20 protein-coding genes are annotated in these 24276 nt (G+C 38.5%); 12 read left to right on the top strand and 8 right to left on the bottom strand.

Annotated features, from left to right (window positions below):
• Positions 1–74 precede the first annotated feature (74 nt).
• Entirely contained in the window at positions 75–821 is a 747-nt protein-coding gene (locus V4P54_RS05320; RefSeq protein ID WP_455476990.1) for a glutamine amidotransferase, read from the top strand.
• Between the two features lie 675 nt (positions 822–1496).
• On the opposite strand, the gene V4P54_RS05315 is transcribed toward V4P54_RS05320, so the two are convergent.
• Complete coding sequence (locus V4P54_RS05315; RefSeq protein WP_455476989.1) at positions 1497–6200, bottom strand: NAD-glutamate dehydrogenase; 4704 nt, start codon at positions 6198–6200, stop codon at positions 1497–1499.
• 256 nt (positions 6201–6456) lie between these two features.
• Between V4P54_RS05315 and V4P54_RS05310 the strand changes: the two genes are divergently transcribed.
• The 4 genes from V4P54_RS05310 to rpsP all read left to right on the top strand — a co-directional run bounded on the left by V4P54_RS05310 (position 6457) and on the right by rpsP (position 9626).
• A complete protein-coding gene (locus V4P54_RS05310; RefSeq protein ID WP_455476988.1) occupies positions 6457–7098 on the top strand; it encodes a carbonic anhydrase in 642 nt (213 codons plus the stop codon).
• A gap of 259 nt (positions 7099–7357) precedes the next feature.
• Positions 7358–8917, top strand: coding sequence for a signal recognition particle protein (ffh, locus tag V4P54_RS05305; protein ID WP_455476987.1), 1560 nt, complete (start codon positions 7358–7360; stop codon positions 8915–8917).
• 21 nt (positions 8918–8938) lie between these two features.
• Complete coding sequence (locus V4P54_RS05300; protein WP_455476986.1) at positions 8939–9271, top strand: chorismate mutase; 333 nt, start codon at positions 8939–8941, stop codon at positions 9269–9271.
• A gap of 16 nt (positions 9272–9287) precedes the next feature.
• Complete coding sequence (gene rpsP / locus V4P54_RS05295; RefSeq protein WP_455476985.1) at positions 9288–9626, top strand: 30S ribosomal protein S16; 339 nt, start codon at positions 9288–9290, stop codon at positions 9624–9626.
• A gap of 149 nt (positions 9627–9775) precedes the next feature.
• Here the strand turns inward: rpsP and V4P54_RS05290 are convergent, their stop codons facing one another.
• Complete coding sequence (locus V4P54_RS05290; RefSeq protein ID WP_455476984.1) at positions 9776–9991, bottom strand: DUF1674 domain-containing protein; 216 nt, start codon at positions 9989–9991, stop codon at positions 9776–9778.
• Between the two features lie 85 nt (positions 9992–10076).
• On the opposite strand from V4P54_RS05290, the gene htpX reads away from it, so the two are divergent.
• The 4 genes from htpX (at position 10077) to purH (ending at position 16000) form a co-directional block, all read left to right on the top strand.
• Positions 10077–11054 (top strand): zinc metalloprotease HtpX, encoded by a 978-nt coding sequence (htpX, locus tag V4P54_RS05285; protein WP_455476983.1) that lies wholly within the window; start codon positions 10077–10079, stop codon positions 11052–11054.
• 35 nt (positions 11055–11089) lie between these two features.
• On the top strand, positions 11090–12457 hold the full coding sequence (locus tag V4P54_RS05280) for an RsmB/NOP family class I SAM-dependent RNA methyltransferase (protein WP_455476982.1): 1368 nt from the start codon (positions 11090–11092) through the stop codon (positions 12455–12457).
• A gap of 64 nt (positions 12458–12521) precedes the next feature.
• Complete coding sequence (locus tag V4P54_RS05275; protein WP_455476981.1) at positions 12522–14228, top strand: heparinase II/III family protein; 1707 nt, start codon at positions 12522–12524, stop codon at positions 14226–14228.
• 158 nt (positions 14229–14386) lie between these two features.
• Positions 14387–16000: a bifunctional phosphoribosylaminoimidazolecarboxamide formyltransferase/IMP cyclohydrolase gene (purH, locus tag V4P54_RS05270; protein ID WP_455476980.1), complete on the top strand. Its 1614-nt coding sequence runs from the start codon at positions 14387–14389 to the stop codon at positions 15998–16000.
• 54 nt (positions 16001–16054) lie between these two features.
• Here purH and V4P54_RS05265 read toward each other — a convergent pair whose 3' ends face one another.
• Positions 16055–16819, bottom strand: a complete 765-nt coding sequence (locus V4P54_RS05265; RefSeq protein WP_455476979.1) for an SURF1 family protein — start codon at positions 16817–16819, stop codon at positions 16055–16057.
• A gap of 311 nt (positions 16820–17130) precedes the next feature.
• Here V4P54_RS05265 and rpmB point away from each other — a divergent pair, with 311 nt between their 5' ends.
• Both rpmB and V4P54_RS05255 read left to right on the top strand, forming a co-directional pair.
• The gene (gene rpmB / locus V4P54_RS05260; protein ID WP_455476978.1) at positions 17131–17415 is read left to right on the top strand and encodes a 50S ribosomal protein L28; all 285 of its coding nucleotides are present in this window, start codon (positions 17131–17133) and stop codon (positions 17413–17415) included.
• A 109-nt stretch (positions 17416–17524) separates the two neighbouring features.
• Positions 17525–18187 (top strand): VUT family protein, encoded by a 663-nt coding sequence (locus tag V4P54_RS05255; protein ID WP_455476977.1) that lies wholly within the window; start codon positions 17525–17527, stop codon positions 18185–18187.
• A gap of 95 nt (positions 18188–18282) precedes the next feature.
• Here the strand turns inward: V4P54_RS05255 and cobT are convergent, their stop codons facing one another.
• From cobT to V4P54_RS05240, 3 genes are all read right to left on the bottom strand, one after another.
• Complete coding sequence (gene cobT / locus V4P54_RS05250) at positions 18283–20184, bottom strand: cobaltochelatase subunit CobT (RefSeq protein ID WP_455476976.1); 1902 nt, start codon at positions 20182–20184, stop codon at positions 18283–18285.
• A gap of 14 nt (positions 20185–20198) precedes the next feature.
• On the bottom strand, positions 20199–21185 hold the full coding sequence (cobS, locus tag V4P54_RS05245; protein ID WP_455476975.1) for a cobaltochelatase subunit CobS: 987 nt from the start codon (positions 21183–21185) through the stop codon (positions 20199–20201).
• 202 nt (positions 21186–21387) lie between these two features.
• Complete coding sequence (locus tag V4P54_RS05240) at positions 21388–22008, bottom strand: J domain-containing protein (RefSeq protein ID WP_455476974.1); 621 nt, start codon at positions 22006–22008, stop codon at positions 21388–21390.
• A 113-nt stretch (positions 22009–22121) separates the two neighbouring features.
• Here V4P54_RS05240 and V4P54_RS05235 point away from each other — a divergent pair, with 113 nt between their 5' ends.
• A complete protein-coding gene (locus V4P54_RS05235; protein ID WP_455476973.1) occupies positions 22122–22400 on the top strand; it encodes a BolA family protein in 279 nt (92 codons plus the stop codon).
• Positions 22401–22406: 6 nt separating this feature from the next.
• On the opposite strand, the gene V4P54_RS05230 is transcribed toward V4P54_RS05235, so the two are convergent.
• Positions 22407–23375, bottom strand: a complete 969-nt coding sequence (locus V4P54_RS05230; RefSeq protein WP_455476972.1) for a tyrosine recombinase XerC — start codon at positions 23373–23375, stop codon at positions 22407–22409.
• A 2-nt stretch (positions 23376–23377) separates the two neighbouring features.
• Positions 23378–24223 (bottom strand): SapC family protein, encoded by an 846-nt coding sequence (locus V4P54_RS05225; RefSeq protein WP_455476971.1) that lies wholly within the window; start codon positions 24221–24223, stop codon positions 23378–23380.
• Between the last annotated feature and the right edge of the window lie 53 nt (positions 24224–24276).

The following is a 24276-nucleotide window of genomic DNA, read 5'->3' as shown; positions in this document are numbered from 1 at the left end:
TTGTAGCAACCTTTGTATATCTAGGTTGTTTAAGGGTTTAATTTTACTTTGTTGTGAAAGTGATTGGTTAAAAAATGTTTTTGAAAAAAAAATGTCTTGGTAAAAAACATGAAAATAGTAAATCAAGAATTGCGGTCGTTATCCATCGCCAATCTACATATACAGGTCGTTTAGGAAAATTTTTACAACAAAGTGGTTTTGTTCTTGATATCTATCGTCCTATTTTTGGGCAAAAACTTCCTCATACATTAAAACATTATGCTGGTGTTGTCATTTTGGGGGGGCCTATGAGTGTGAATGATGAGGATGCATATATTAATGAGGAGATTGATTGGATTTCCTTGTCATTGAAAGAGAATAAACCCTTTTTGGGTATTTGTCTTGGAGCACAAATGTTGGCGCGAAATTTAGGAGGTCGCGTTGGTACAAGAAGCGATGGAACTGTTGAAGTTGGTTGGTATCCATTGGAAGCTACTCCACAGGGACGAGAGCTTATGAGTTGGCCGGAAATGGTTTATCATTTTCATGACGAAGGTATTTATGATTTGCCTAAAGAGGCTGTACTTTTGGCAACTGGGAACACATATCCAACACAAGCTTTCCGTTATGGGAAAAATGCATGGGGTTTGCAATTTCATGCTGAATTTACACGTGCCATGATGCGACGTTTGGTGGCACGATCAGCACAAAAATTGACTGAAAAAGGTGCACAACCTGCTTTTGCGCATTTGCAAGGACGTTTAATGTACGATCAGGATTTGAGTCAGTGGTTCGAAAATGCATTGCGACAGATTTTTAGTGCACCTGTTGTGTTTCCATAAATATTAAAATGTATCTGCGATGGGTATTATCTCAGAAAAGGTGGGTTTTTATAATTTTAAGAAGTGATTACTAGCTTAGTTGTTGAGTTCACTGTGGTAAAATATGTACAAGATTCCAAAAATTTTAAACGCTATACAGTGTGAAGTTGTTATTACGAGTGTAAACAAAAAGTTGATGTAATATTGGAAGCTTGAGAAAAGCAGAAGGAATATGCTCTATTTTAGGGGATTTATTCATAAAATTAAAGTATCTTATGGATTAATTTAAGCTATGTTATTTATATTACTGTTTTTTTCTAGAGTGTGAAAAATCATTCATTGTCAGTCAAAAATTTTTTTGGAAAATTGCAAAAAGTAATTTTCCTTTTTGAGTGGATTCATTCAAACATATTTTTTGATTTTTTTTATTACAATTACTAAAATGATATAGAGGTGTGTGTGTGTAATTTCTCACAGATAACTAGTTGCTGATAATATTTTGAGGCTTGTCAAGCTTATTGTTTGTATTCGAGAATGAGAAAGTTTTGCTTATTAGAACCAATAAGGCCAAACGGAAGTGTTTTTTTACGCTAAAAATTATTCAACGTTCAATACCTGATATTTTCTGTTTTTCAAGGTATCGAAAATACTAAAAGTACTGCTTCAGAAATTTAGAAATTTTGCATCGTCCTTATACTAAAAGGATGTATTTTTTAGTTGAGCAATCATATTTGCTGCAAAGGTAAAGCGAGAAATATTGAGATCATTTTCAATGAGAGGATTAATTTTGTTTATTGTGTTGTGAATGTGATCTTCTTTTTCTTTGCTCCAAACTGCGAATGGATTTTCTTTTTCTCCATAATTTTTCAGAATTTTTATAACGATTTGTCGTAAGCTTGCTGAAATGTTTTCTTTGGCTTGGTTTAAAGCCATATTATCATAATAATCAAGTACGGGAATTGTTCTGCTTGCTTCATTAATGCGGTTAATACGAATGATTTGAGCAAGTGAAAAATAGATTTTTGCAGTTTTGATGAGATCACTGTCGCTTTGCTTTGCAATTAAAGAGATATCACAAATTATCGGTGAAGCTTCTAAAAGAGCTAGTCGTTTTGCTAGAGTTTTAGGCGCTCCTTTTTCAATATATTGTTCTATTTTCCATTGAATTTTTTGATGTGCATTTTTGCCGTTAGGATGCATAAGATGCTTTTCAATAATTGTACGGGCTTGCTTGATTGTTTTTACAAGATCTTCCAGTGGAATAGAGAGATCCATATTACGCAGACCCCAATTTGTTGTTTCGAAGAGCATAGAGGTGATGGCTGCGTAAAATTTATTTTGAACAAGACCAGGTATTTTATTATCAAGATCATCAATTTGTTCAGATAATTGTGAAATTTCAAAACTATCGCGGAGTATAATGAATACGCGAATAATATCTTCAGTTTTTTGTTCTGTTGCACCTTTTAGATGACTAACAAAAGTAGGCCCTCCACGATTAATAATATCGTTAGCAATAAGGGTTGCAATAATATTACGACGCAATTGGTGATTAATAATTTCTTTCTCAAAGTTTTTTTGAATTTGAGTTGGGAAGTAATTCAACAAGGTTGTGTTGAAATAGCTGTCATCAACAATAGAGCTATGTGCAATTTCTTCTTGCAAAGTTAATTTAGCATAAGACAAAATAACAGCGAGTTCTGGACGTGTAAGCCCTTGACCTTGGGCTGTTCTTTGACGCAAAATTGTTTCATCAGGGAGAATTTCAACTTTACGATCTAGAATTTTTTTCTGTTCTAGATTTTGCATAAAACGTATTTGATAAGGCAAATCAATGACACTGCGGCTTTCAGCTAGAGAAAGAGCAAGAGGTTGTAAATAATTGTTGCGCAGCACCAATTGTTCAACTTGTGGGGTCATTTTTTTCAAAAGTTCATCGCGAGCTTTTCGGGTCAGTGTTTTTGTACGTAGTGCCGAATCAAGAACAATCTTGATATTAACTTCAACATCAGAACAATTGACTCCTGCAGAATTATCAATGGCATCGGTGTTGCATCGTCCACCATTCAAGATATATTCAATACGACCGCGCTGTGTAAGGCCTAAATTTGCTCCTTCACCAATAACTTTAGCACGTACTTGGCCACCGGTAATTCGTAGTGCATCATTGGCACGATCACCTACTTGGGTATCGGTTTCTGTTGTTGCGCGAACATATGTTCCAATGCCGCCAAACCACAAAAGATCAACGGGCGCCTTTAGGATGGCAGAAATAATTTCGAAGGGTGTTCCTATTTGTTTTTCGAATCCAATAGCTTGTGCAGCTTCAGATGAGAGGGTAATGATTTTGGTTGTCCGTGAGAATATACCACCACCTTTTGATAATTTTGTTCGATCATAATCTTGCCAGCTTGATCGGGGAAGTTGAAAGAGACGCATACGTTCTGCGTAGCTTTCAGTCATATTCGGATTCGGATCGATAAAAATATCCCGATGGTCAAAGGCAGCAATGAGCCTTGTTTGTGTGGAAAGTAACATTCCATTACCAAAAACATCACCAGACATATCGCCAACGCCGACACAGGTAAAGGGAGTTGCTTGGATATCATGATTGAAGCATTCTCGAAAATGTCTTTTAACGGCTTCCCAAGCACCTTTAGCAGTAATTCCAATAGATTTATGATCGTATCCTGCTGATCCTCCAGAAGCAAAAGCATCATCAAGCCAAAAGTTATTCGCTTGGCTGATAGCGTTAGCTGTATCAGAAAAGGTTGCGGTTCCTTTATCTGCAGCGACAACAAAATAAGGATCATAATCATCGTAGCAAATGATGTTGTGTGGTGCGCTTATTTTGCCATTGACCAGATTATCTGTGATGGAAAGTAAAGCTGTGATGAAGGCAATGTAGGCTTGTCGTGCAGCTTCTGTTACTTCAGCACGATCATTCGTTTGGGGAAGGTTATGAGGATAAAATCCACCTTTTGCGCCTACAGGGACAATCACTGCATTTTTTACTTGTTGAGCTTTTACTAAATCGAGCACTTCGGTGCGATAATCTAATGCGCGGTCTGACCAACGAATTCCGCCGCGAGCAACAGGGCCAAAGCGTAAGTGAACTCCCTCGACTTCTGGGCCATAAACAAAAATTTCTCTATAAGGACGTGGTTCAGGTAAACCTTCAATTTTGCGTGGATCCAATTTGGTCGCTAAGACGCGTCGTGGATTGCCATCTTGAAGAGGGGCAAAGGCATTCGTTCGAAGACTTGCATCAATGAGATTACGATAACGACGCAAGATAAGATCATCGTCTAAGCCTGGTACCTTTTGCAACTTTTCTTCAATGCGTTGTTGAATGATTCGTTCGTTTTTCTTCTGATTTTTTTCTGCATTGCTTTTATGAAACTTCAAGTAGAATAAAGCGTAAAGGTTTTGGGTAATATCCGGATAGGTGTTTAGCGTTTGGGCAATGCGTTTTTGTGAATAGGGAACTCCAGCTTGTTGAAGATAGCGTCCATAATGGCGTAAAATTACAATTTCACGCCAATCAAGTTGGGCAGTTTGGGTTAATGCATTAAAGGGATCATTATCAGCGTTTTGAGCCCAAATAGCTTCAAATGTTTCAGCATATTTTTGACCATTTTTATCAAAATCAATATCGAGTTGGAAAGAACTTTTCAACTGCATATCGTGAAGGTACACTGAGCGCTCATTGCCATCTGGTAATTCAAGGGTTTGTTCAGCAATGACCCGAAAGCCCATGTTTTCTAGAAGCGGTACGCGTTTAGAGAGGGCAAGTGCTTTATTGCGGTGGAAGAGCCTGAGAGAAATTGTTTGTTTTTCTTTGTTATGAGCGTGATAAAAAGTGACGAAAAGTGGCTTTTTGTCGCTAAGATTTAGGATGTGTTCCGCGTCTTTAATGGCGTCTTCGGCTGAAAATAAATCGCGATAGCTGTTGGGGAATTGGCTAGCTAAACGTATTTGTTGATCTGTTGCTTTGTGGGTAAGAGCTATAGTTTGAATGCTATTTTCCCAATTTTGAGTAATTGAATGGACGTGTTGTTCAAGTGTAGTGCGTTCAATAACAGGAGCACTTTCGCTTCCTTTGCGATGAATGTTGTAGTGAACACGGATGAGTGTACTTTCTAAAAAGAGGGGATAAGATTCAAAAAAATCACCTTTGTAGAGGCTGACAAAATATTCACCAATTTTTTCACGAATATTGCTGCTATATTGGTCACGTGGTACATAGACAAGTATAGAGACAAAGCGTCCAAAAGAATCGGCATGGGCAAGTACCCGTAAACGTGGGCGTTCTCCCAATTGCAGAATAAGTTTAGCGTTTTCCGTAAGCGTATCGATGTCAGAGCGGAACATTTCGTCTCTTGGATAAGTTTCTAAAACACTAATCAGTTCTTTTCCAGAATGGTCGACGCGATTGTAGCCAAGGCGTTGAATGATAGTTTTAGCCTTTTCTTTTAAGAAAGGGATTTGCAAAATAGAGTGTGTGTAAGCCGAGGACGTAAATAGCCCTACAATGCGCAACTCTCCGCAGAGATGGCTTTTTTTATCAAAGATTTTGAGACCAATGTAATCAAGCCAAACAGGACGATGAATTTTTGATCGGCTATTAGCCTTTGTTACGATAAGTAAATTATCGCTTTCCATGAAGGACAAAATTTCTTGAGGAGGTTCTTCTACGCGTGAATCACCAATAATACGAATAGAGGCATCGGTAAGAATGCCAAGTTCAATGTCGCTTGCTGTAAAAGCCTTTGTTGGTTCTTGATTTTTAGTAAAATTGTAGGTGCGCATGCCGAGGAAGATAAAATTATTATCCATCGCCCAGTTAAGAAATTCTGTTGCTTTTTCACCTTCTTGTTTGTAGTTCGATGGAAGGTTTGTTTGATAAGAGTGGATATGCTTTTTAACTTCTGAAAGCATAGGTTCCCAATCTTTTACAGCAGCACTGACTTGTTCAAGAACTAGGATCAATTCACCTTTAAGTGTTTGTATTTGATGTTCATTTAGTGATTCGATATGAATTTGCATTAAACTGATGCGTTGTCCAGAATCACAATCAAGAACGGGATGTGCAATTAGATAAATATGATTTTTATGTTGATTGAATACATTTAAAATAGAATCAAGAAGGAATGGTTTATTATCGTTTACCAGTGTGATGACGGTTATAGGTTTGCTGTTACGGGTTAAATTTTGTTCAAAGCAGATAGTACTTTTCCCCGATTTATGTAAATCGAAAGCAGCAATAGCGGCAGATATGGCTCTTTTGAGTTCTTTATTTTCATAACAGGAGATATCTTCTTTATCAGTGTGAGCAAAGAGGACTTGTTTAATTTTATCTTGATAGTTTTTTATTTCTGACGTTTTTTGTGTTAACACAGTAAACTGCCCCTTTTATCTAGTGTTCTCCTCTTTGAGTCTGGAAATAGCTTTTACACTATTCTTTGCAATGTGGCACCTTATTTTTGTAGGAAGCAGCTATTTTAGTTGGTGATAATTAGATTATATCGTTCATCTTTGAGATAATAATTTGGTATTTTTATAAAATGTCTCGAACTGAGGGGAGAATATTTTTAGTGTTTTCGTATTTTAGGTAATTGTTTTTAAAGTTAGGTAAAATGAAAGTAGATACAAAATGACATGTTTGCCAGAAAAGCTCTTAGGTGGTTACAAATCTTTTATAAAAAATAATTTTTTACACAAAATGGAACGTTATCAGCAGTTAGCCGTTGAAGGGCAAAAACCTGAATTTTTGATTATTGCTTGTTGCGATTCACGTGCAATACCAGAGACGATCTTTGATGCTAAACCAGGTGAAATTTTTATGTTGCGCAACGTCGCAAATTTAGTTCCTCCTTTTTCTCCTGACACTCAATATCATGCGACATCTGCAGCTATTGAGTATGCAGTGCAGTTGCTTGAGGTCAAACATATTGTTGTTTTGGGGCACGCTCACTGTGGTGGGATTAGTGCTGCTCTTAAAGAGACATGCAAATGTTCATCATCTCATGATTTTATTGATCAATGGATAGGTCTTTTAATGCCAGCATTAGAAGTTGTTATTGGTGATCGATCGTTGTCTGTGGAAGAGAGGCAGCTTGCGTTAGAGTGGCTTTCTATTCGCAATTCGCTGAAAATTTTAGAGACATTTCCGTGGATAAAAACACGCAAAGATCAAGGTTCTTTGGCATTGTATGGGGCTTGGTTTGATATTTCAAGTGGTGAATTATGGTGTTTGGAACAGGAAACAGGAAATTTCGTGCGCGTTGAAATTTGAGTAATCATAAAATACAAAATATATAGAAAATTATGATTGCTCTTTATTTTTCATGCCAAAAGCATTGTGTGATAAATCTTGACAAGACAGGGGTTTTGTTGTTTGAAGAGAAAACATTCAGTAACAAAGGTTAATTTGGAGCCGCTGACTGGGACTCTTTTGTTGGTGTTGGAGGGATCCCAGAGGTCAACATCTGACGACGCGATGCGTTCTTGGATGCCATTTGAGTTTGTCTATGTATATTGCAATGAGGTAAGCAATGTTTGAGTCTTTGCAAGAGCGTCTTGGTTCTATTCTTTCTAATTTAACAGGACGTGGTGCTTTATCAGAGCAGGATGTAGTAGCGGCTCTTCGTGAGATTCGTCGTGCTCTGTTAGAAGCTGATGTTGCACTTGAAGTTGCTCGTTCTTTTATAGATAGGGTTCGTGAAAAAGCTGTTGGTTCAGCAATCATTAAGTCGATTAAACCTGGCCAAATGGTTGTTAAAATCGTTCATGACGAACTGGTTAATATACTTGGAAGTGAAGATGTTCTAAGTGATTTAAATGCTCCTGCACCAGTTGTTGTTATGATGGTTGGTTTGCAGGGTTCTGGAAAGACAACTACGACGGCAAAATTTGCAAAGCGTTTGTCAGATAAACAAAATAAAAAAGTTTTGATGGCATCGTTAGATACACGTCGTCCTGCGGCACAGGAACAGTTGCGTCAATTAGGAGAACAAGCAAAACTTGCAAGTTTGCCTGTTGTTGTGGGGCAGGCTCCCGTTGATATTGCAGTACGTGCAGTACAAGCGGCAAAACTTGGCGGTTACGATATTCTCCTTCTGGATACTGCGGGTCGTAATCATATTGATGAAGCTTTGATGCTCGAATTAGCTGAAATTAAAGCTTCTTCTCTTCCTTATGAGACTGTGTTGGTTGCCGATAGTCTTACTGGTCAAGATGCTGTTCATGTAGCGCGTTCTTTTGATGAGCGTGTTGGAATTACAGGAATTATTTTAACGCGGATGGATAGTGATGGCCGTGGTGGCGCTGCTCTTTCAATGCGTGCTGTTACGGGTAAGCCTATTAAAGCCGTTGGAATCGGAGAAAAAATAGATGATTTGGAGGAATTTCATCCTAGTCGTATTGCAGATCGTATTCTTGGAATGGGTGATATTGTTTCTTTGGTTGAAAAGGCTGCTGAAGCAATAGATCATGAGAAGGCTGTGGCTTTTGCAAAAAAAATGCAGGCTGGAAAATTTGACTTAAATGATCTTGCAGAGCAATTACAGAAAATGAAAAAACTTGGGGGAATCGGGGGCATTATGGGGATGCTTCCTGGTTTAAGTAAAGCTAAAAATCAGATTATGGCTGCAGGCTTTGATGATCGTTTATTTAATCGTCAGTTGGCTATTATTTCATCAATGACCCTTCTGGAGAGAATGAATCCTGAGATTTTGAAACATAGCCGTAAACAGAGAATTGCTAAGGGATCTGGTACGAGTGCTGCTGATATTAATAAGCTTTTGAAAATGTATCGCCAAATGTCTGATGTTATGAAAGCCATGGGAGGTAGGGGGAAAAGTGGTTTGATGGGAAAAATGTTTGGAGGTCTTGGCTCTAAAATAAGGCTTGGTGGTATGGGTGCTTTTGATGGAGATACTGGTATTGTGCCAGATTTATCTAAATTTAATCCAGATCAATTATTGTCGCTACAAAAGCAGGCTAAAAATAGTGAGTTAGAAGGAGGATTACCTGGTCTTCCTAAATCTGGTTTCGTATTTCCTAATTTTTCTGAAGATAGGGGAAAACTTACTCGGCATTCTAAGAAAAAGTAGGATATAAAGGAAAAAGGAAGTATGATACAGGAAGAAACATTAGATGAATTAGTGCAGTTGCGAATGTCGATCGATAATTTTGATGCAGCTTTGGTTCATCTTTTAGCGGAGCGTTTTCGCTGTACACAGGCAGTTGGGCGTTTAAAGGCTCGTTGTGGTTTGCCTATAGTAGATCCTTTGCGTGAGCAGTATCAGGTAATGCGTTTGCGGCAATTAGCTGTAGATAGTCATCTTGACCCAGATTTTGCCGAAAGATTTTTGAAATTTATTATTAAAGAAGTTGTACATCGTCATGAAGTTATTGCTGAAAAGCAAGAAACAGAAAAAGTAAATTTGAACGAAAGCCAGAGCTGACAATAGGAGATAAAATATGGCATTAAAAATTCGTTTGTCCCGTGGAGGTTCAAAAAAGCGTCCTTACTATCATATCGTTATTGCGGATGCGCATAGTCCGCGTGATGGGCGATTTCTTGAGCGTGTTGGTGCATGGGATCCAATGTTGCCTAAAGATAGGCCTCGTGTGAAACTTGATGAAGAACGCATTCAGTATTGGCTTGGTCAAGGTGCTCAGCCAACAGATCGTGTTTTACGTTTTTTGGATGCTGCTGGTTTGAAAAAGCGTCCTGTGCGCAATAATCCACACAAAGGTGAACCTGGAAAAAAGGCGCAAGAACGGATGGCTGCTGCTTCAGTATCGGAAGAATCATGATTGCTTTCAGATATATTTAGATATATGGGTTTTTCCTTTAAAAATTTTACACAAAATACGGTTATTATTTATTTTTGACTGAAGATAATGTCTTATCTTTAGTCAAAGAGGGAGCTATGATTTTTATTTATGAAAATTGAATGCAGCTCTTAAAAATCAATGGCGCGGCCTTTAATTTCCCAATCTCCATAGCGTGCTGGGTCTTTGCCGCCTCGTCCGCCTTTTTCAACGGGTTTATTTTCGTTTATTGTATGTTTTCTTCTTTCTTCAGCTTCGTTTATGGCACGTTGTGCTTCTGGAGAAAGGAGTCGTTTTTTATCAGAAATAGGGTTTTGTTTGTTTATTTTCTCATTTTTTTTGTCCATTTTACACCTTTGTTACATTGACGAAGAAGAAATAAAACCCCACCATATAGTATTGATGGTATTTTATCATGGAGTTTTTTAAGTAATGAACATAATGCGTACAGCGATGCTTTTGGCCTTTATGACTGCTCTTTTTATGGCAGTTGGTTACCTTGTTGGGGGTGGGAGTGGTATGGTTGTAGCGCTTTTAATGGCATGTGTGCTAAACTTTTTTTCCTATTGGAATTCGGATAAAATCGTTTTACGTATGTATGGTGCTCGTGAGGTTGATCAGCAATCGTTCCCAGTTTACTATAGAATTGTGCGTGAATTGGCTAAAAAAGCGTCTCTTCCTCAACCAAAAGTTTACGTTATTGATAGTGCGCAGCCAAATGCTTTTGCTACAGGGCGTAATCCTCAAAACTCAGCAGTTGCTGCTAGTACTGGGTTATTGAGGCAGTTAAGCGTGGAAGAAATTTCTGGTGTTATAGCTCATGAGTTAGCACACATTGAACATCGTGATACGTTGACGATGACTTTGACTGCAATAATTGCGGGGGCGATTTCAATGCTTGGTAATTTTGTTTTGTTTACGGGTCGGCAGCGCAATTCTTCAGAACATTCTCATGGTGTTGGGATGCTCGGGAGCATCATTGCTCTGTTTGTTGCGCCTTTCGCAGCTATGTTGGTGCAAATGGCCATTAGCCGGACACGTGAATATGCGGCTGATCGGCGTGGGGCAGAGATATGTGGTAATCCTTTGTGGTTGGCTTCGGCATTAGGCAAGATTGCGGGTGGGCGTGCGATATACAATGAAGAAGCGGAACATAATCCAGCAACAGCGCATATGTTTATTATCAATCCTTTAAGTGGTGAAGGGTCTGATAGTCTTTTTTCTACTCATCCCGCAACAGCAAATCGCATTGCAGCTCTTCATAGGCAAGCAAACGAAATGGGGGAGGAAGTGGTAAAGAGTCTGGATTGGAGTCAAGAGAATGAGTTGCATACAGAGGATGCTTTTCAGGAGATTAAGAAACGCCCCGCTTGGCTTGATTATGGAAATTCAAAAAAATCTCAATCATAGAGCTCTTAAGAAGATAAAGATATCAGGGTGTTATTTTGAAACGCGAGACAGTGGGGCGTGTGTCCGAAGAGAGTGTTCCAGGATTAGATGTTAGGAAGGTATGTGTTCGTCTTTTAGGGGCTGTGATCGATAAATTTACACCTCTTTCTGGTCTGACAGATAATGAACATGGACACCCACAGTATTTAAAGCTTTTACACAGAGATCGTTTGCTGTGTCGGGCTATTTTAGGAGCTGCATTGCGTCATCGTGAGAAAATTACATCTGCTTTGTCGCGCTTTTTGACACGTCCATTGCCTGTACAGGCATTTTCTCTTCAGCATCTTTTGCATATCAGCGTGGCACAAATTCTTTATCTTGATGTTCCTGATTATGCTGCGATTGATTTAGCAGTACGTGTCGCTAAACTTGATCCTCGGATGTGCCGTTTTTCAGGTGTAGTGAACGCTCTTTTACGGAATGTTGCGCGTGAGGCAGAATTATTACGTCAGCAGGGTTTTACCATTGAAGGGGTTCCTACATGGTTTGGACAACTTTTAGTATCAACATATGGAATTGAAAAAGCCAAACAGATTTTAGAAACCCAAGGTATTGAGCCTCCCTTAGATTTGACTGTGAAATCTGATAATATTGGATGGGCAGAACGGCTTGGTGGTGTTGTTTTGCCCAATGGTTCAATTCGGTTGAGTAATTTTGATGGTTCTATTTTGGATTTGCCAGGATATACAGAAGGAGCTTGGTGGATTCAAGATTTTGCTTCAGCATTGCCTGCTCGCTTGTTTGGGGATCTGCGGGGTAAGTATGTTGCTGATCTTTGTGCATGTCCTGGGGGAAAAACAGCACAATTGGCTTTGCAGGGGGCTAATGTAACTGCGATTGATATTTCTTCTAATCGGTTAAAACGTTTAAAGGAAAATATGAACCGTCTTAATTTTTCAGTTCGTTATTGGAAGGGAGACGCAAAAGATTTGCATCCAGATAGGATTTTTGATGCTATCCTTCTTGATGCTCCTTGTTCTTCTACGGGAACAATACGTCGTCATCCAGATATTTTATGGACGAAATCGATGGACGATGTCATTAGATTGGCCGCATTGCAATACGATTTGCTTTTGGTAGCAATTAACTTGGTGAAAAAAGATGGTCTGATTATTTTTTCTAATTGTTCATTAGCAAGAGAAGAGGGTGAATATCTTATTGAAAAAATTTTGTCAACTCGTAATGATATTGTTTTGGATCCTATTCGTAAGGAGGAGATGGGATTTATGGCGCATTTAATCTCTGTTAGGGGCATTTTGCGCACAACACCTGCTGATTTTTGTTATCAAAATTTTAATGATGAGGAAAAAAAGTTCTTAGGAATGGATGGTTTTTTTGCAGCACGTTTCCGGAAAGTAACTTAATTAACGGTTCATTTACTAAAATGGCTGAAGTTGTGCACGATTAGGTATATACGGAGATAAAATTGTGTCGGTTGCAATAAAAGGCCATCATATAAAGGCATCGGTTTTTATAGATGCAGCAAATCAATTTGTGCGGCGTTTATGGGTAGGGCCGTTGTTTCGTTGGCGATTTTCTGGATTTTGTCCTCATAAGATTTTAGCGTATCCTATTGATATACACTTATCTGATCCTGGAATGGCACACGAATTTTATCATGGTCGTTTTGCTTTTGCTGGTCATACCATGCATTCTGGTGCTGTTTCTCCTTTTTTGTTAACTCCACCAACTCCAGAATGGGAGATATCTCTTCATAATTTTCACTGGTTGCGACATATGACAGCAGCAGGCAGTGGTTTAGCGGCAGCGCACGCGCGTTCTCTTTTAGAGGATTGGCTGGATCATAGCGGAAATACGGTAAAAGGGTCTTCTTGGAATGGGGCAGTTGTAGCACGGCGTTTGATTTCTTGGATTTGTCATTCGCAAATGTTATTGGATGGGGCAAGTGAACGGTTTAAAAAACGTTTTTTGCGTGCTCTTGGTTTTCAATTTCGTTATTTGCGAGTAACGATTTGTAGTATGGCTCGAAATGATAAACGATTACAAGCGGCAGTGGCTTTAACTTTTGCGTCTCTTGCTTTGCCTGTTTCTGCGGCAGTGAAGAAGAAGGTACAAGCTTACCTTGTGGAAGAACTTTCGCGTCAAATTTTGATTGATGGTGGCCATATTTCACGTAGTCCTGCTATTTTGTTTAATTTATTATTAGATTTATTATCTTTGCGTCATTTTTTTGTGCATAGCAAGGAAACAGCACCGCGAATTTTAATTGATTCTGTTGAGCGTATGTTGCCAGCTTTACGGTTTTTTTTGCATGAAGATAAAACATTAGCACATTTTAATGGAGTTGGATCTATTGAACCTGAACGCTTAGCGGCACTTTTAGAACGTGACGAAACAATGGGGAGTCCTTTCAGTTATGCGCGTTATTCAGGGTTTCAACGCTTACAGTCTAATCATACTACAGTGCTTGCAGACACAGGGAAATTTCCACCATTCTTTGCTGCAGAGCATGCTTGTTCGGGTTGTTTGTCTTTTGAAATGTCTTCACAGGGAAGCCGCTTTGTTATTAATACGGGTGTTAATTCTTATAATCCTAAAGAATATAGAAATTTTGGACGTGTTACTGCAGCACATTCAACGGCAACAGTTAATAATTGTTCGGTAGGGATTTTTTGTAATAAAAAGAGTGATGGTTCTTCCTTTTTATTTGAGGGGCCTACGGATGTTAAAGTGCGGCGTATAGACGATTCAGAGAAAATAGGCTTTATTGCTAGTCATGATGGTTATGTGCGGCCGTTTAATCTCATTTATGAGCGTGGTCTTGTTTTAGCGAAAAGTGGGGCAATGATAGAGGGGTTTGACCGCTTTTTTATGTCAAATAAAAGGCAGTTAAGTGAACAAAAATTAGGGCGAAATGAACAACACAATGTTGCTGTTCGGTTTCATCTTCATCCACAGGTTAAAGCCAGCTATGATGGTAACTCTATACGCCTAGCTGTTGAAAGTGGACAAGTATGGTATTTTATGTCCCTTGATACTGATATTTATCTTGAAGATTCGGTTGATTTTACTGGGTTAACAGGGCCGCAGCGCACACAACAGATTGTTTTATATTTTCGTCCTGCATTAAAAGAAAAGGTTCGTTGGCGTTTTATTCGTCGTAAACCGCAATAATATCCTCATTTTAAATGATATGCACAAAAATAGGGTTATTCTTTGTTAGTGCAGAGAAATGAATTCTATCACTTCTGGCATTTCAATAAGGGTATGTGTTATAGATGCATAAATTTGTTTTGCTTGAGTTTTAACTATTTTATTTTGGGATTCCTATTATGGGTGTTGCTGTAAAGAATTTTCCTATACCCGATTTTCATCGTGTTCATCGTGCTCTTATTTCTGTATCTGATAAAACCAATTTAGTTCATTTTGCACAGGAACTTCATGCTTGCGGTATTGAGTTAATTTCGACAGGAGGAACATCCAAGGTATTAATAGCTGCTGGTCTACCTGTGAAAGATGTTGCTGAAGTTACATGTTTTCCAGAAATAATGGATGGACGTGTTAAAACGCTCCATCCTCTGATTCATGGTGCTTTATTGGGGGTAAGACAGGATCCTAAACATGCCGCTTCTATGGAGAAATATGGTATTGATGGAATTGATCTGTTGGTTGTGAATCTTTATCCTTTTGAAGAAATTTCTCAATCTGGGGCTGATAAACAAACCATTCTTGAAAATATTGATATTGGTGGTCCAGCAATGATTCGTGCAGCGGCGAAAAATCATGCTTATGTTGGTGTTGTAACAGCGGTTCACGATTATGATTTGGTTCTAGCTGAATTAAAGCAGAACGATGGATGTTTAAGCTTTGCGATGCGGCGTCAGTTGGCAATGCGTGCTTATGCGCATACGGCTGCTTATGATGCAGCGATAGCAGATTGGTTCGTAAAGGACTTAAAAATTAAAACACCAGCTTGGAGAAGCTTTTCAGGTCATATTGATATGGATATGCGCTATGGGGAAAATCCGCATCAACAGGCGGCATTTTATCGCAATAGTGATAAACATTTTGGTGTTGCAACAGCGAAACTTTTGCAAGGTAAGGCACTTTCTTACAATAACATGAATGATACAGATGCTGCATTTGAACTTGTAGCAGAATTTAATCCCAAGAGAACTGCTGCCGTTGCTCTTGTTAAACATGCTAATCCTTGTGGTGTTGCAGAAGGGCGAAGTTTGAAAGAAGCTTATTTAAAAGCTCTTATGTGTGATAGCGTGTCAGCATTTGGTGGAATCGTTGCTTTGAATCAGCCACTTGATGAAGAATGCGCTAAGGAGATCGTAAAAATCTTTACGGAGGTAATTATTGCTCCTGATGCTACAATGGCTGCACAAAAGATTATTGCACAGAAAAAAAATCTCAGGTTACTGGTTACAGGTAGTGTCCCTAATCCACGTTATGAAGGGCTTGTTGCAAAGACGATAACAGGGGGGATTTTAGTGCAGTCGCGTGATAATGTGGTTGTTGATGATCTTGATTTACGAGTAGTAACAAAGCGTTCTCCAAGTCAAGATGAAATGCGTGATTTGCAATTTGCTTTTCGTGTAGTGAAACATGTAAAATCAAATGCGATTGTGTATGCAAAAAATTGTGCGACAGTTGGGATTGGTGCAGGGCAAATGAGTCGTATCGATTCAGCTAAGATTGCTGTACGTAAGGCTGAAGATAGTGCGCAAAAAGCAGGTTTAGAATCTCTTACTAAAGGATCGGTAGTTGCATCGGATGCTTTTTTTCCCTTTACAGATGGTTTATTAGTGGCTGTTGAAGCTGGTGCAACAGCAATTATTCAACCAGGTGGATCGGTGCGTGATGAAGAGGTTATTGCTGCTGCTGATGCACATGATTTGGCCATGATTTTTACAGGCGTGAGACATTTTCGCCATTAGGGTTATTTTTTAATATGTGAGGCAACGTCTTTATGGTGGTATCGTCTCTGTTGTTTAGCTTTTTTGTCGCAATACGAAGAAAAGTGCGCTTAGAGCGCCGATTGCTAAGGTAAACCACGTAATAGCATAGGTAAGGTGATTGTTTGGCCAATGAATGACAGTTAGACCAGTGATAGGAAAGGCTTTTTGCGGAGCTGTTTCCTTTCCAGCGTCAATAAAGTAAGGAGCGACCGTGGATAGTCTGAGTTTTTTAGCCATAGCGGGAAGGTCGCGTGTGTACCATAGGTTGTTATCAGGATCATTTTTGCGTGGGAAAAATCCATTTTTTTCGCTCATACGTAATAGGCCTATAACTATTGTTTGCTCGGTGTTTGTGATAGAATTTTTGTAGGATGAGTTGTCTGTGTGTGGCTGATCTTGGTGTTGGAAACTACGTTGTGCATCCATGGGAATAAAACCACGATTTACAAAGACTAGTGCGTTGTCATCTGTTTGCAGAGGGGTCAACACCCAATAACCCGTAGTGTTTTGAGTAACAGCAGTAATAAAAATATTTTTATCGGTCAGGAACTTTCCTGCGATAACGACAGGTCGATACTCATCTTTTTCGAATGTTAATTGTGGCCACTGGCTTTGAGGTGGGGCTTTAATTGGAGGCAAATGAATACGCTGGTTGACACTTGAAATAAGACTTTTTTTCCAGTTAAGTCGCTGTATTTGCCATATGCCTAATGCACTAAAGATAACAAAAAAACAAATACACAAGGCACCAAAAAGCAATGTTGAGAAACGAATATGTTTATTTTGGGTATGTGTCATAGGACAGTCTGCACCTTAGGGTATTTCATCTTATACACGTTACACACGGTTAAAACTCTTTCAAGACATAATGAATGTTTAGCATAGTGAGCTCTAAAAAAAACATTCTATACGCTTTTTACAGAAAAAGATAAGATTAATTAATCGATAAGGAATATAAAAAGCTTCATAAAAGACTTGACCTTTTGCTGCTGACATCTTATTAGAAGCAGAATTTCTCGGTGGTGCCCGTTAAAAGATGCGTTGTGTGAGTACGGTGTGCATTCTATTTTGGGATTGGGATTATATTTTAGAGTTTAAAGGTGAAGTTTATGTCTCGGGCATGCGAATTGACAGGGAAAACGATTCAGTTTGGCAACAATGTTAGCCATGCAAATAATAAGACTCGTCGTCGTTTTTTACCAAATCTTTGCAATGTGACGTTAATTTCAGAAGTGTTGCAGCAGAGTTATCGTTTGCGGATTTCTGCAAATGCTTTGCGCTCTGTTGAGCATCGTGGTGGTCTCGATGGCTTTTTGATGAAAGCAAATGATCAAGAATTGTCACGACGTGCGCGTTTGTTGAAGCGTCAAATAATCAGAAAAAAAGCTGAATAGATATTATTTTTTTGTGATGGTAGTTTTTGTTGTTTGTTTCTATTCTTAGAGAGTGTTGTCTTTAGCTTGGTTGTTTTATTTGATTGGTTCTGTTATCTAGGTTGGAGATATGTTCTCAGTGTACAGCCTTTCGTTTGTATATCAGAAGAAAAAGTATATTGTTTTTTCTAGCTTTGCTATGTGTTTTGCTGTGACCATTTCAAATATCTTGGTTCAGTGTCCCGTCTATTGGTTTGGTTTAAATGAGCTACTGACTTACGGAGCTTTTACCTATCCAATAGCTTTTTTGATAAATGATTTGACTAATCGCTTTTATGGTCCAGCGGCGGCGCGTTGTGTTGTTTATGCTGGATTTTGCGCAGGTTTTTTTGTTTCTTGGATACTGGCTACACCGCGTCTTGCAGTTGCTTCCAGTTTGGCCTTTTTGTTTGGACAACTTCTCGATATTATCGTTTTTACTCCATTGCGACGTAGGGCGTGGTGGAAGGCACCTTTGGCGGCAGCGTTGGTTGGTTCAGCTTTGGATACAGTTTTATTCTTTGCTCTTGCTTTTTCTATTTCTTTTTCTTTTATCGATCAGATAATGGGTTATACTGACAGTTCGCTCGTGGATAGTGTGAGTTTCTTTGATCTTAAAATTCCTATTTGGTTTTCACTTGCTTGTGGTGACTTTTCAGTAAAGATTGTTATGAGTTTGCTTATGCTAATTCCTTATGGGACGATTCTTGGTAGCTTAGGCTTTCGTATACAGGCGAAGAAGACAAGAAGATAGTATATTTGTGAGGTATGTTTGCTGATTGGGATGTTTTGAAGCTTGAATTTTGCAGATTTTTAGTGTTTCAGTACTCACGCTCAGGGTTTGTGTTCCTAAATTCTGCGTTTGGATTTGGATTTTGTATAGCTAAAAAGTATAGTTAGTTGTTCTGTAATAGCGTTAGCCAATTCTTCTGCATCCATAATTGTGACAGCGTGTTGGTAATAGCGGGTAACGTCATGGCCAATTCCAATGGCAACGAGCTCTATAGGTGACTTTGTTTGGATTTCTTGAATGACGGCGCATAAATGTTTTTCAAGATAATTGCTAGGATTAACAGATAGTGTTGAATCGTCAATAGGTGCACCATCGGAAATGACCATGAGAATGCGACGTTGTTCACGTCTTAATAAAAGACGTTGATGAGCCCAGATAAGTGCTTCACCATCGATATTTTCTTTCAACAATCCTTCTTGCATCATTAAACCTAGATTGCGTCGCGCACGATACCATGTGGTATCAGCACTCTTATAGATGATATGGCACAAATCATTGAGGCGTCCAGGATTATTGGGTTTGTTTTGGTTTATCCACTTTTCGCGTGCTTTTCCACCTTTCCAAGCTTTGGTTGTAAATCCTAAAATTTCAACTTTAATTCCACAACGTTCAAGAGTTTGCGCCAAAATATCTGCACAGCTTGCTGCAATAGTAATTGGTCGTCCTCTCATTGATCCTGAATTATCAATGAGCAATGAAACAACGGTATCACGAAATTGAGTATTACTTTCCATTTTGAAAGAAAGGGGTTGCGTTGGATCAATAATGAGTCGTGAAAGTCGTGCTGTGTCTAGATATCCCTCCTCAAGATCAAAAGTCCACGCACGATTTTGTTGTGCCATGAGGCGACGTTGTAGACGGTTTGCTAAACGCCCAACAATGTTTTGGATATGATTAATTTGTTTATCAAGGGAATGGCGTAAATGATTTAATTCACTTTCAGAACAAAAGTCTGTTGCTTCTAAAACTTCGTCAAATTGACGGGTGAAAATTTTATAATTAGTTAATTTTTCTACTTTCTCGTAAACAATCGGAAGGCGTTTGAATTTGCTTCGTTTTTTTTGACAAAGAGAATTTTCATTTTCTCCTTTTATCTTGTTATCGTTGCTTAATTGAGAAGTTTGCGCCTTTCCCTCTTTTTGCTCTTTCATACCATTTTGTTGTTCTTTTGTTTCTTGTTCTTCATTTTGTGTTTGTTCTTTATTTTTGTTTTTTTCTTTATTTTGATTTTGTACCTTGTTTTTGTTTAATAATTTTTTGTTATTTTCATTGTCTTCTTCCAACTTTGTTGTCATTTTTAGTGCAAAAAGTATTTGACGAGAGATACGTGCGAAAGCATGTTGATTGTGAATATGAAGGACGAGTTCGTTTAGTTCTGTGGTAATTTTCTGTTCAATTGGATGGCGCCATAATTCCAAGATAAATTCTGCTTCTTTTGGCGGGGGGCGATTCGTTATTTTTTCGCGTAGTAAAAGCGCAATTGCTTCTTGGATAGGAGCTTCTCTTTGTGTATTAATTTTTTGACAATGAGCTCTTTGATATTTATCAGCGAGCATTGCATCAATATTTTGAGCAATTCCTTCCATGGCCAAAGTACCAATTACTTCAACACGTGTTTGTTCAAGAGTATCAAAGACGGTACGTGCTGCTGATTCTATGGGAGCAAATAGCTTGTGAGTTTGGTTATCATGCCATGCTTTGTGGAGTGCCATAGAATCTCCTAATCCACGGATAACAGCAATGTTTTTACTCGTTATGGGGTTTAGAAGCTCTGGTAAATACGCATGTGTTTTGTGCAGTAATGGTTTATTATGACCAAAAAAAACTTCAATCTTATGGGTTCTAGAAATGGCACGAACACAGGTAGAAATGGCTCTTTTAAAAGCTTCAGCATTAAAGGTGCTGAGAAGGAAATCATTTTTTCTTTTTTGGTTATTTTTGCCATCTTTTGTGGCCATGATTGATGAATTCCTTAAGGTGAAATACCATGAATGAGTGATTCGGAAAGCTCTTGTCCAAAGGCACGTTGATAAAACTCTGCAACAGTGGCACGCTCAAGTTCATCACATTTATTGAGAAAGGTTACTTGAAAAGCAAAGCCGATATTTTGAAAAATCGTGGTATTTTCTGCCCAAGTAATTACTGTGCGTGGACTCATGACCGTTGAAAGATCTCCATTAATGAAAGCTTGGCGTATCATATTGGCGACTTGCACCATTTGTGAAATCATTTTTTTTTCTTCAGTTGTCTTAAAAGATTGTGATTTTGAGCAAACAATATCAACTTCTTTATCATGGGGTAAGTAGTTTAATATTGTCACGATTGACCAACGATCCATTTGAGCTTGATTGATTTGTTGTGTACCATGATAAAGTCCTGTTGTATCACCAAGACCAATGGTATTTGCAGTGGCAAAAAGACGAAATGCTGGATGAGGAGCGATAACTCGGCTTTGATCGAGCAAACTGAGTCGCCCAGAAATTTCGAGGATGCGTTGGATAACGAACATAACATCAGGTCGTCCAGCGTCATATTCATCAAAGACAAGAGCAATATTATTTTGATACGCCCACGGTAAAATACCTTCTTTAAACTCAGTAACTTGTAGTCCATCTTTCAAAACGATAGCATCTTTTCCAACTAAATCGATGCGACTAACGTGACTGTCAAGATTAATTCGAACACAAGGCCAATTGAGGCGCGCAGCAATTTGTTCGATATGTGTTGATTTACCCGTTCCGTGATAACCGGAGACCATCACACGGCGATTAAATGCAAATCCTGCTAAAATCGCTAAAGTTGTTTGCTGATCGAAAAGATAATTAGGATCTAAATCAGGAACATGTGGGCTTTTTGTACTAAAAGCAGGTATTTTAAAATTTGTATCAATATTAAATAGATCGCGAGCGCAGAGTGTAATATCCGGCGTATTTTTAATTGTGAAGTCGATTTTTGTCATTGTTTTTTATGGAAAGAAATACGCGGTTTATGTTTCATTTACTGGAAAACGATACAAGAGTTAAAGCACTTATGCAATGTTCTATGAAAGAGTCTTTAGTATTTAGTATAAAGATAGCAGTTTAAGTCACACAATCTTGCAATATCTAAAAAACATGAGTAATTTTTGTGAAAAGACATTGGCATAAACGGTATGCAACTTTTTAGCACAGACCAGATTTTTTTAGTAAATTATAAGCATGTAGAACGTCACGAAAACGTTCTTCTGAAGAGCGATTACCACCATTAGAATCAGGATGGTGTTTTTTTACAAGTTCCTTATATTTCATTTTAATATCTTCAGCTGAAGCATTTGCTTGTAATCCCAAAGTATCAAAAGCTTTTGCTTCTAAGGGTTTTAATCTTCGTGAAAAAGCTTTTGTTGAGTTGCGTTGAGTAAATAAAGTAAATGGATCACGCATACGGTTTTGATAAGCAGCTGTTCCGGAGCGAATTTTAGCATAATGCGTTGCTGTTTTTTTCGATGCACAGTTACTGAAATCCGTAGGCCATGTTGGTCGATGTCCAGTGAGAGCGTCCTTTTGGAAATTTGCTATGTCTTTGTCGCTCAGACCCGAGAAGTAATTGAAGTTTTTGTTATAGGCTCGCACATGGTCAATACAAAAATACAGATATTTTCCTTCGTAATTTCGGCCAGCTGGTGCTTTATGTGTTCCCGCTTTATCACAGCCTTCCCATTGACATTTCTGTACTTGCGATTCAGCCTGTTTTCCTTTATTGGAGCTAATCCGAATTGAGTCAAATAATTTAGATGTTATTACCATAGTTCTTGGTTTATGCAAAATCGAACGGTTTGACAAGAATTGACTTTTGAAAAATTTATTTTCATACTTAAATTTAATGGTATTGTACTGCTCATTTTATGAAGTGGCAAGAAATGTCTGTTGCTGTCCAAACAATGATTCAAATAAAACTCCAAGATGCTTTTTGTCCGAAAAAGCTTGAGGTGATTAATGAAAGTCATCTTCATGCTGGGCATCCTCATGATGAACATGCTTTTGATGGTAAAGGAGAAACACATTTTCGAATAAAGGTTTTATCTTCTTTTTTTTCAGGTATGACTCGAGTGGAAGCTCATAGGGCGATTTATAAAGTTTTACAGGAAGAATTAGCGACATGTGTTCATGCTTTAGCGCTTGAAATTGAGTCTTTTTAAAATTTTTTAGGAACGTGGATGTGCTTTTTGGTAAATTTCTAATAAGCGATCCGTGTCAACTTGGGTATATATCTGTGTAGTAGATAAACAGGTATGGCCAAGGAGCTCTTGAATAGTACGCAAATCCCCTCCACGCGACAAAAGATGGGTGGCAAAGGAGTGTCGCAATGTATGGGGGGTGGTAGTTTCTGGTAACCCAAGATTAGCTCGTAGGTTTCGAACAACGCGTTGAATAATTGCTGGTTGCAGGATGCCACCTCGGGCGCCTCGAAACATTGGTTTGTTGTCCTTTAACGGATATGGACAGCATTGTAGATAACTCTGTACAGCTTTATGAACGATTCTAATGAGAGGTATAAGGCGTGTCTTTTTACCTTTTCCAATAACGAATAAGCTTTTTTTATTTGGATCTGAAAATTGTTCTGGTGTGAGCGCTAAGGCTTCAGATATGCGCATCCCACATCCGTAAAGGAGCACCAAAATAGCAACATTGCGAATAGTAATCCACGATTCATTTTCCTGTTGATTTTCTTGTTTTACCATACGAAGCGCTGATTTTATAGCCAAAGGCTTTGGCAGAGATTTTAGATGTTTGGGAGCTCTAATCAGTTTAGCTGCGGGGACACTGATGATCCCTTCGTGGGATAAATAATTGAAAAAAGAGCGCAGACCAGCCACACTTCTACTTAAGGAACGGGAACTTATACTGCGCGTACGACGGTAAGCCAGATAAGCACGTAAATCAGCTACGCGCAAATTTGCAAGGTCATAAAAGGTAGATTGATGCCCGAGATGTTGACAAAGGAACGATAAAAACTGTCTCGTATCCCGCTCATAAGCTTCCACCGTTGATACCGCCATGCGGCGTGTTTGTGAAAGACTGTCCAGCCAGTTTTCTCTTGCAGCTAAAACAGCATGGCTTGCTGGGATAAGAGAAATGTTTTTATCGTTTCTATTTATGCTCTTTGTAGGCATTCCTAATTAAGTGTTTCTTTTCCTTGAGACGTATTTTCGTCAGAATAACCATCTTTTTCTTGAGGTTGTCCTTCATAATGAGTTTGTTCTTCATGACTTGTATTTGTGATCTGCTTTTCTCCTTTTAGAGCAAGTATTTTTAAAAGGTTATTCATGGACATAATATGTGCAAAAATCCACCCCAGAAAACCATTTTTATGTAACTTGGAGAGCTGATGTGCGGATAGCTTATTTAATTTTTCTTCATCAATAATCCAAAAATGCTCTAGTTGTGCCGAAAGACCTTTTTCATTTTTTACATTAATTGATTTTTGGCTCAAAAGATCCATTTCTACGAGAGCATTAATAAACTCTGTAGTTTTTTCCATAGCGTTTTTAAAGCTCTCAAGAAAATGGATACATCCTTCCATAAATGGTGAAATAGATCCATCTGAATTGAAGAGTTCTGTTCCTGCGACCTCATTAAACATTCCTGATTGTGGATCAAAACAAACAGAAAGTTCTTTTTCACTTTGAATTTGGGCAAGAACAAAGGGGTAACGGCGTACAAAAGCAGGAACATAAGTATTTCGTTCCCAACTTTTATTTGAGGTGATATAATCATTTTCGTCGTTGGAAAGCCCTACAAGAGCAACGGACGTGTAGTGTTTCTTCTTTTGTTCGTCTTCTGCGCACATAAATAAGATTGGATAGTCTAATGCTGCTTGGCCGTATTCACTACTTGCTAAAGGAATCCAATGGGTGTCTTTGGCAAAAGACATATCGTTTGGAGGAGAAAACTTTAGGTTCTTATGGGTAACTTTGTTGATTGGGGTTATATCTTTGTAAAAGAGCATAATGTTCGCCATAAGATTTCTCCTTTTGTTAATTTGTTATTGTTACCAAAGAAGGTTCTGTGGGA

The organism is Bartonella sp. B41 (assembly GCF_053795765.1).
Note: the sequence above shows the minus strand (reverse complement) of the source record. Positions and strands in the feature narration are given on the sequence as shown.

Coding starts and splice junctions, on each gene's coding strand:
- V4P54_RS05255 (WP_455476977.1), top strand. CDS start 17,525: ATGTTCTCAGTGTACAGCCTTTCGTTTGTATATCAGAAGAAAAAGTAT.
- purH (WP_455476980.1), top strand. CDS start 14,387: ATGGGTGTTGCTGTAAAGAATTTTCCTATACCCGATTTTCATCGTGTT.
- htpX (WP_455476983.1), top strand. CDS start 10,077: ATGAACATAATGCGTACAGCGATGCTTTTGGCCTTTATGACTGCTCTT.
- V4P54_RS05235 (WP_455476973.1), top strand. CDS start 22,122: ATGTCTGTTGCTGTCCAAACAATGATTCAAATAAAACTCCAAGATGCT.
- V4P54_RS05265 (WP_455476979.1), bottom strand. CDS start 16,819: ATGACACATACCCAAAATAAACATATTCGTTTCTCAACATTGCTTTTT.
- rpsP (WP_455476985.1), top strand. CDS start 9,288: ATGGCATTAAAAATTCGTTTGTCCCGTGGAGGTTCAAAAAAGCGTCCT.
- V4P54_RS05310 (WP_455476988.1), top strand. CDS start 6,457: ATGACATGTTTGCCAGAAAAGCTCTTAGGTGGTTACAAATCTTTTATA.
- V4P54_RS05300 (WP_455476986.1), top strand. CDS start 8,939: ATGATACAGGAAGAAACATTAGATGAATTAGTGCAGTTGCGAATGTCG.
- ffh (WP_455476987.1), top strand. CDS start 7,358: ATGTTTGAGTCTTTGCAAGAGCGTCTTGGTTCTATTCTTTCTAATTTA.
- V4P54_RS05240 (WP_455476974.1), bottom strand. CDS start 22,008: ATGGTAATAACATCTAAATTATTTGACTCAATTCGGATTAGCTCCAAT.
- rpmB (WP_455476978.1), top strand. CDS start 17,131: ATGTCTCGGGCATGCGAATTGACAGGGAAAACGATTCAGTTTGGCAAC.
- V4P54_RS05225 (WP_455476971.1), bottom strand. CDS start 24,223: ATGGCGAACATTATGCTCTTTTACAAAGATATAACCCCAATCAACAAA.
- cobS (WP_455476975.1), bottom strand. CDS start 21,185: ATGACAAAAATCGACTTCACAATTAAAAATACGCCGGATATTACACTC.
- cobT (WP_455476976.1), bottom strand. CDS start 20,184: ATGGCCACAAAAGATGGCAAAAATAACCAAAAAAGAAAAAATGATTTC.
- V4P54_RS05320 (WP_455476990.1), top strand. CDS start 75: ATGTTTTTGAAAAAAAAATGTCTTGGTAAAAAACATGAAAATAGTAAA.
- V4P54_RS05290 (WP_455476984.1), bottom strand. CDS start 9,991: ATGGACAAAAAAAATGAGAAAATAAACAAACAAAACCCTATTTCTGAT.
- V4P54_RS05230 (WP_455476972.1), bottom strand. CDS start 23,375: ATGCCTACAAAGAGCATAAATAGAAACGATAAAAACATTTCTCTTATC.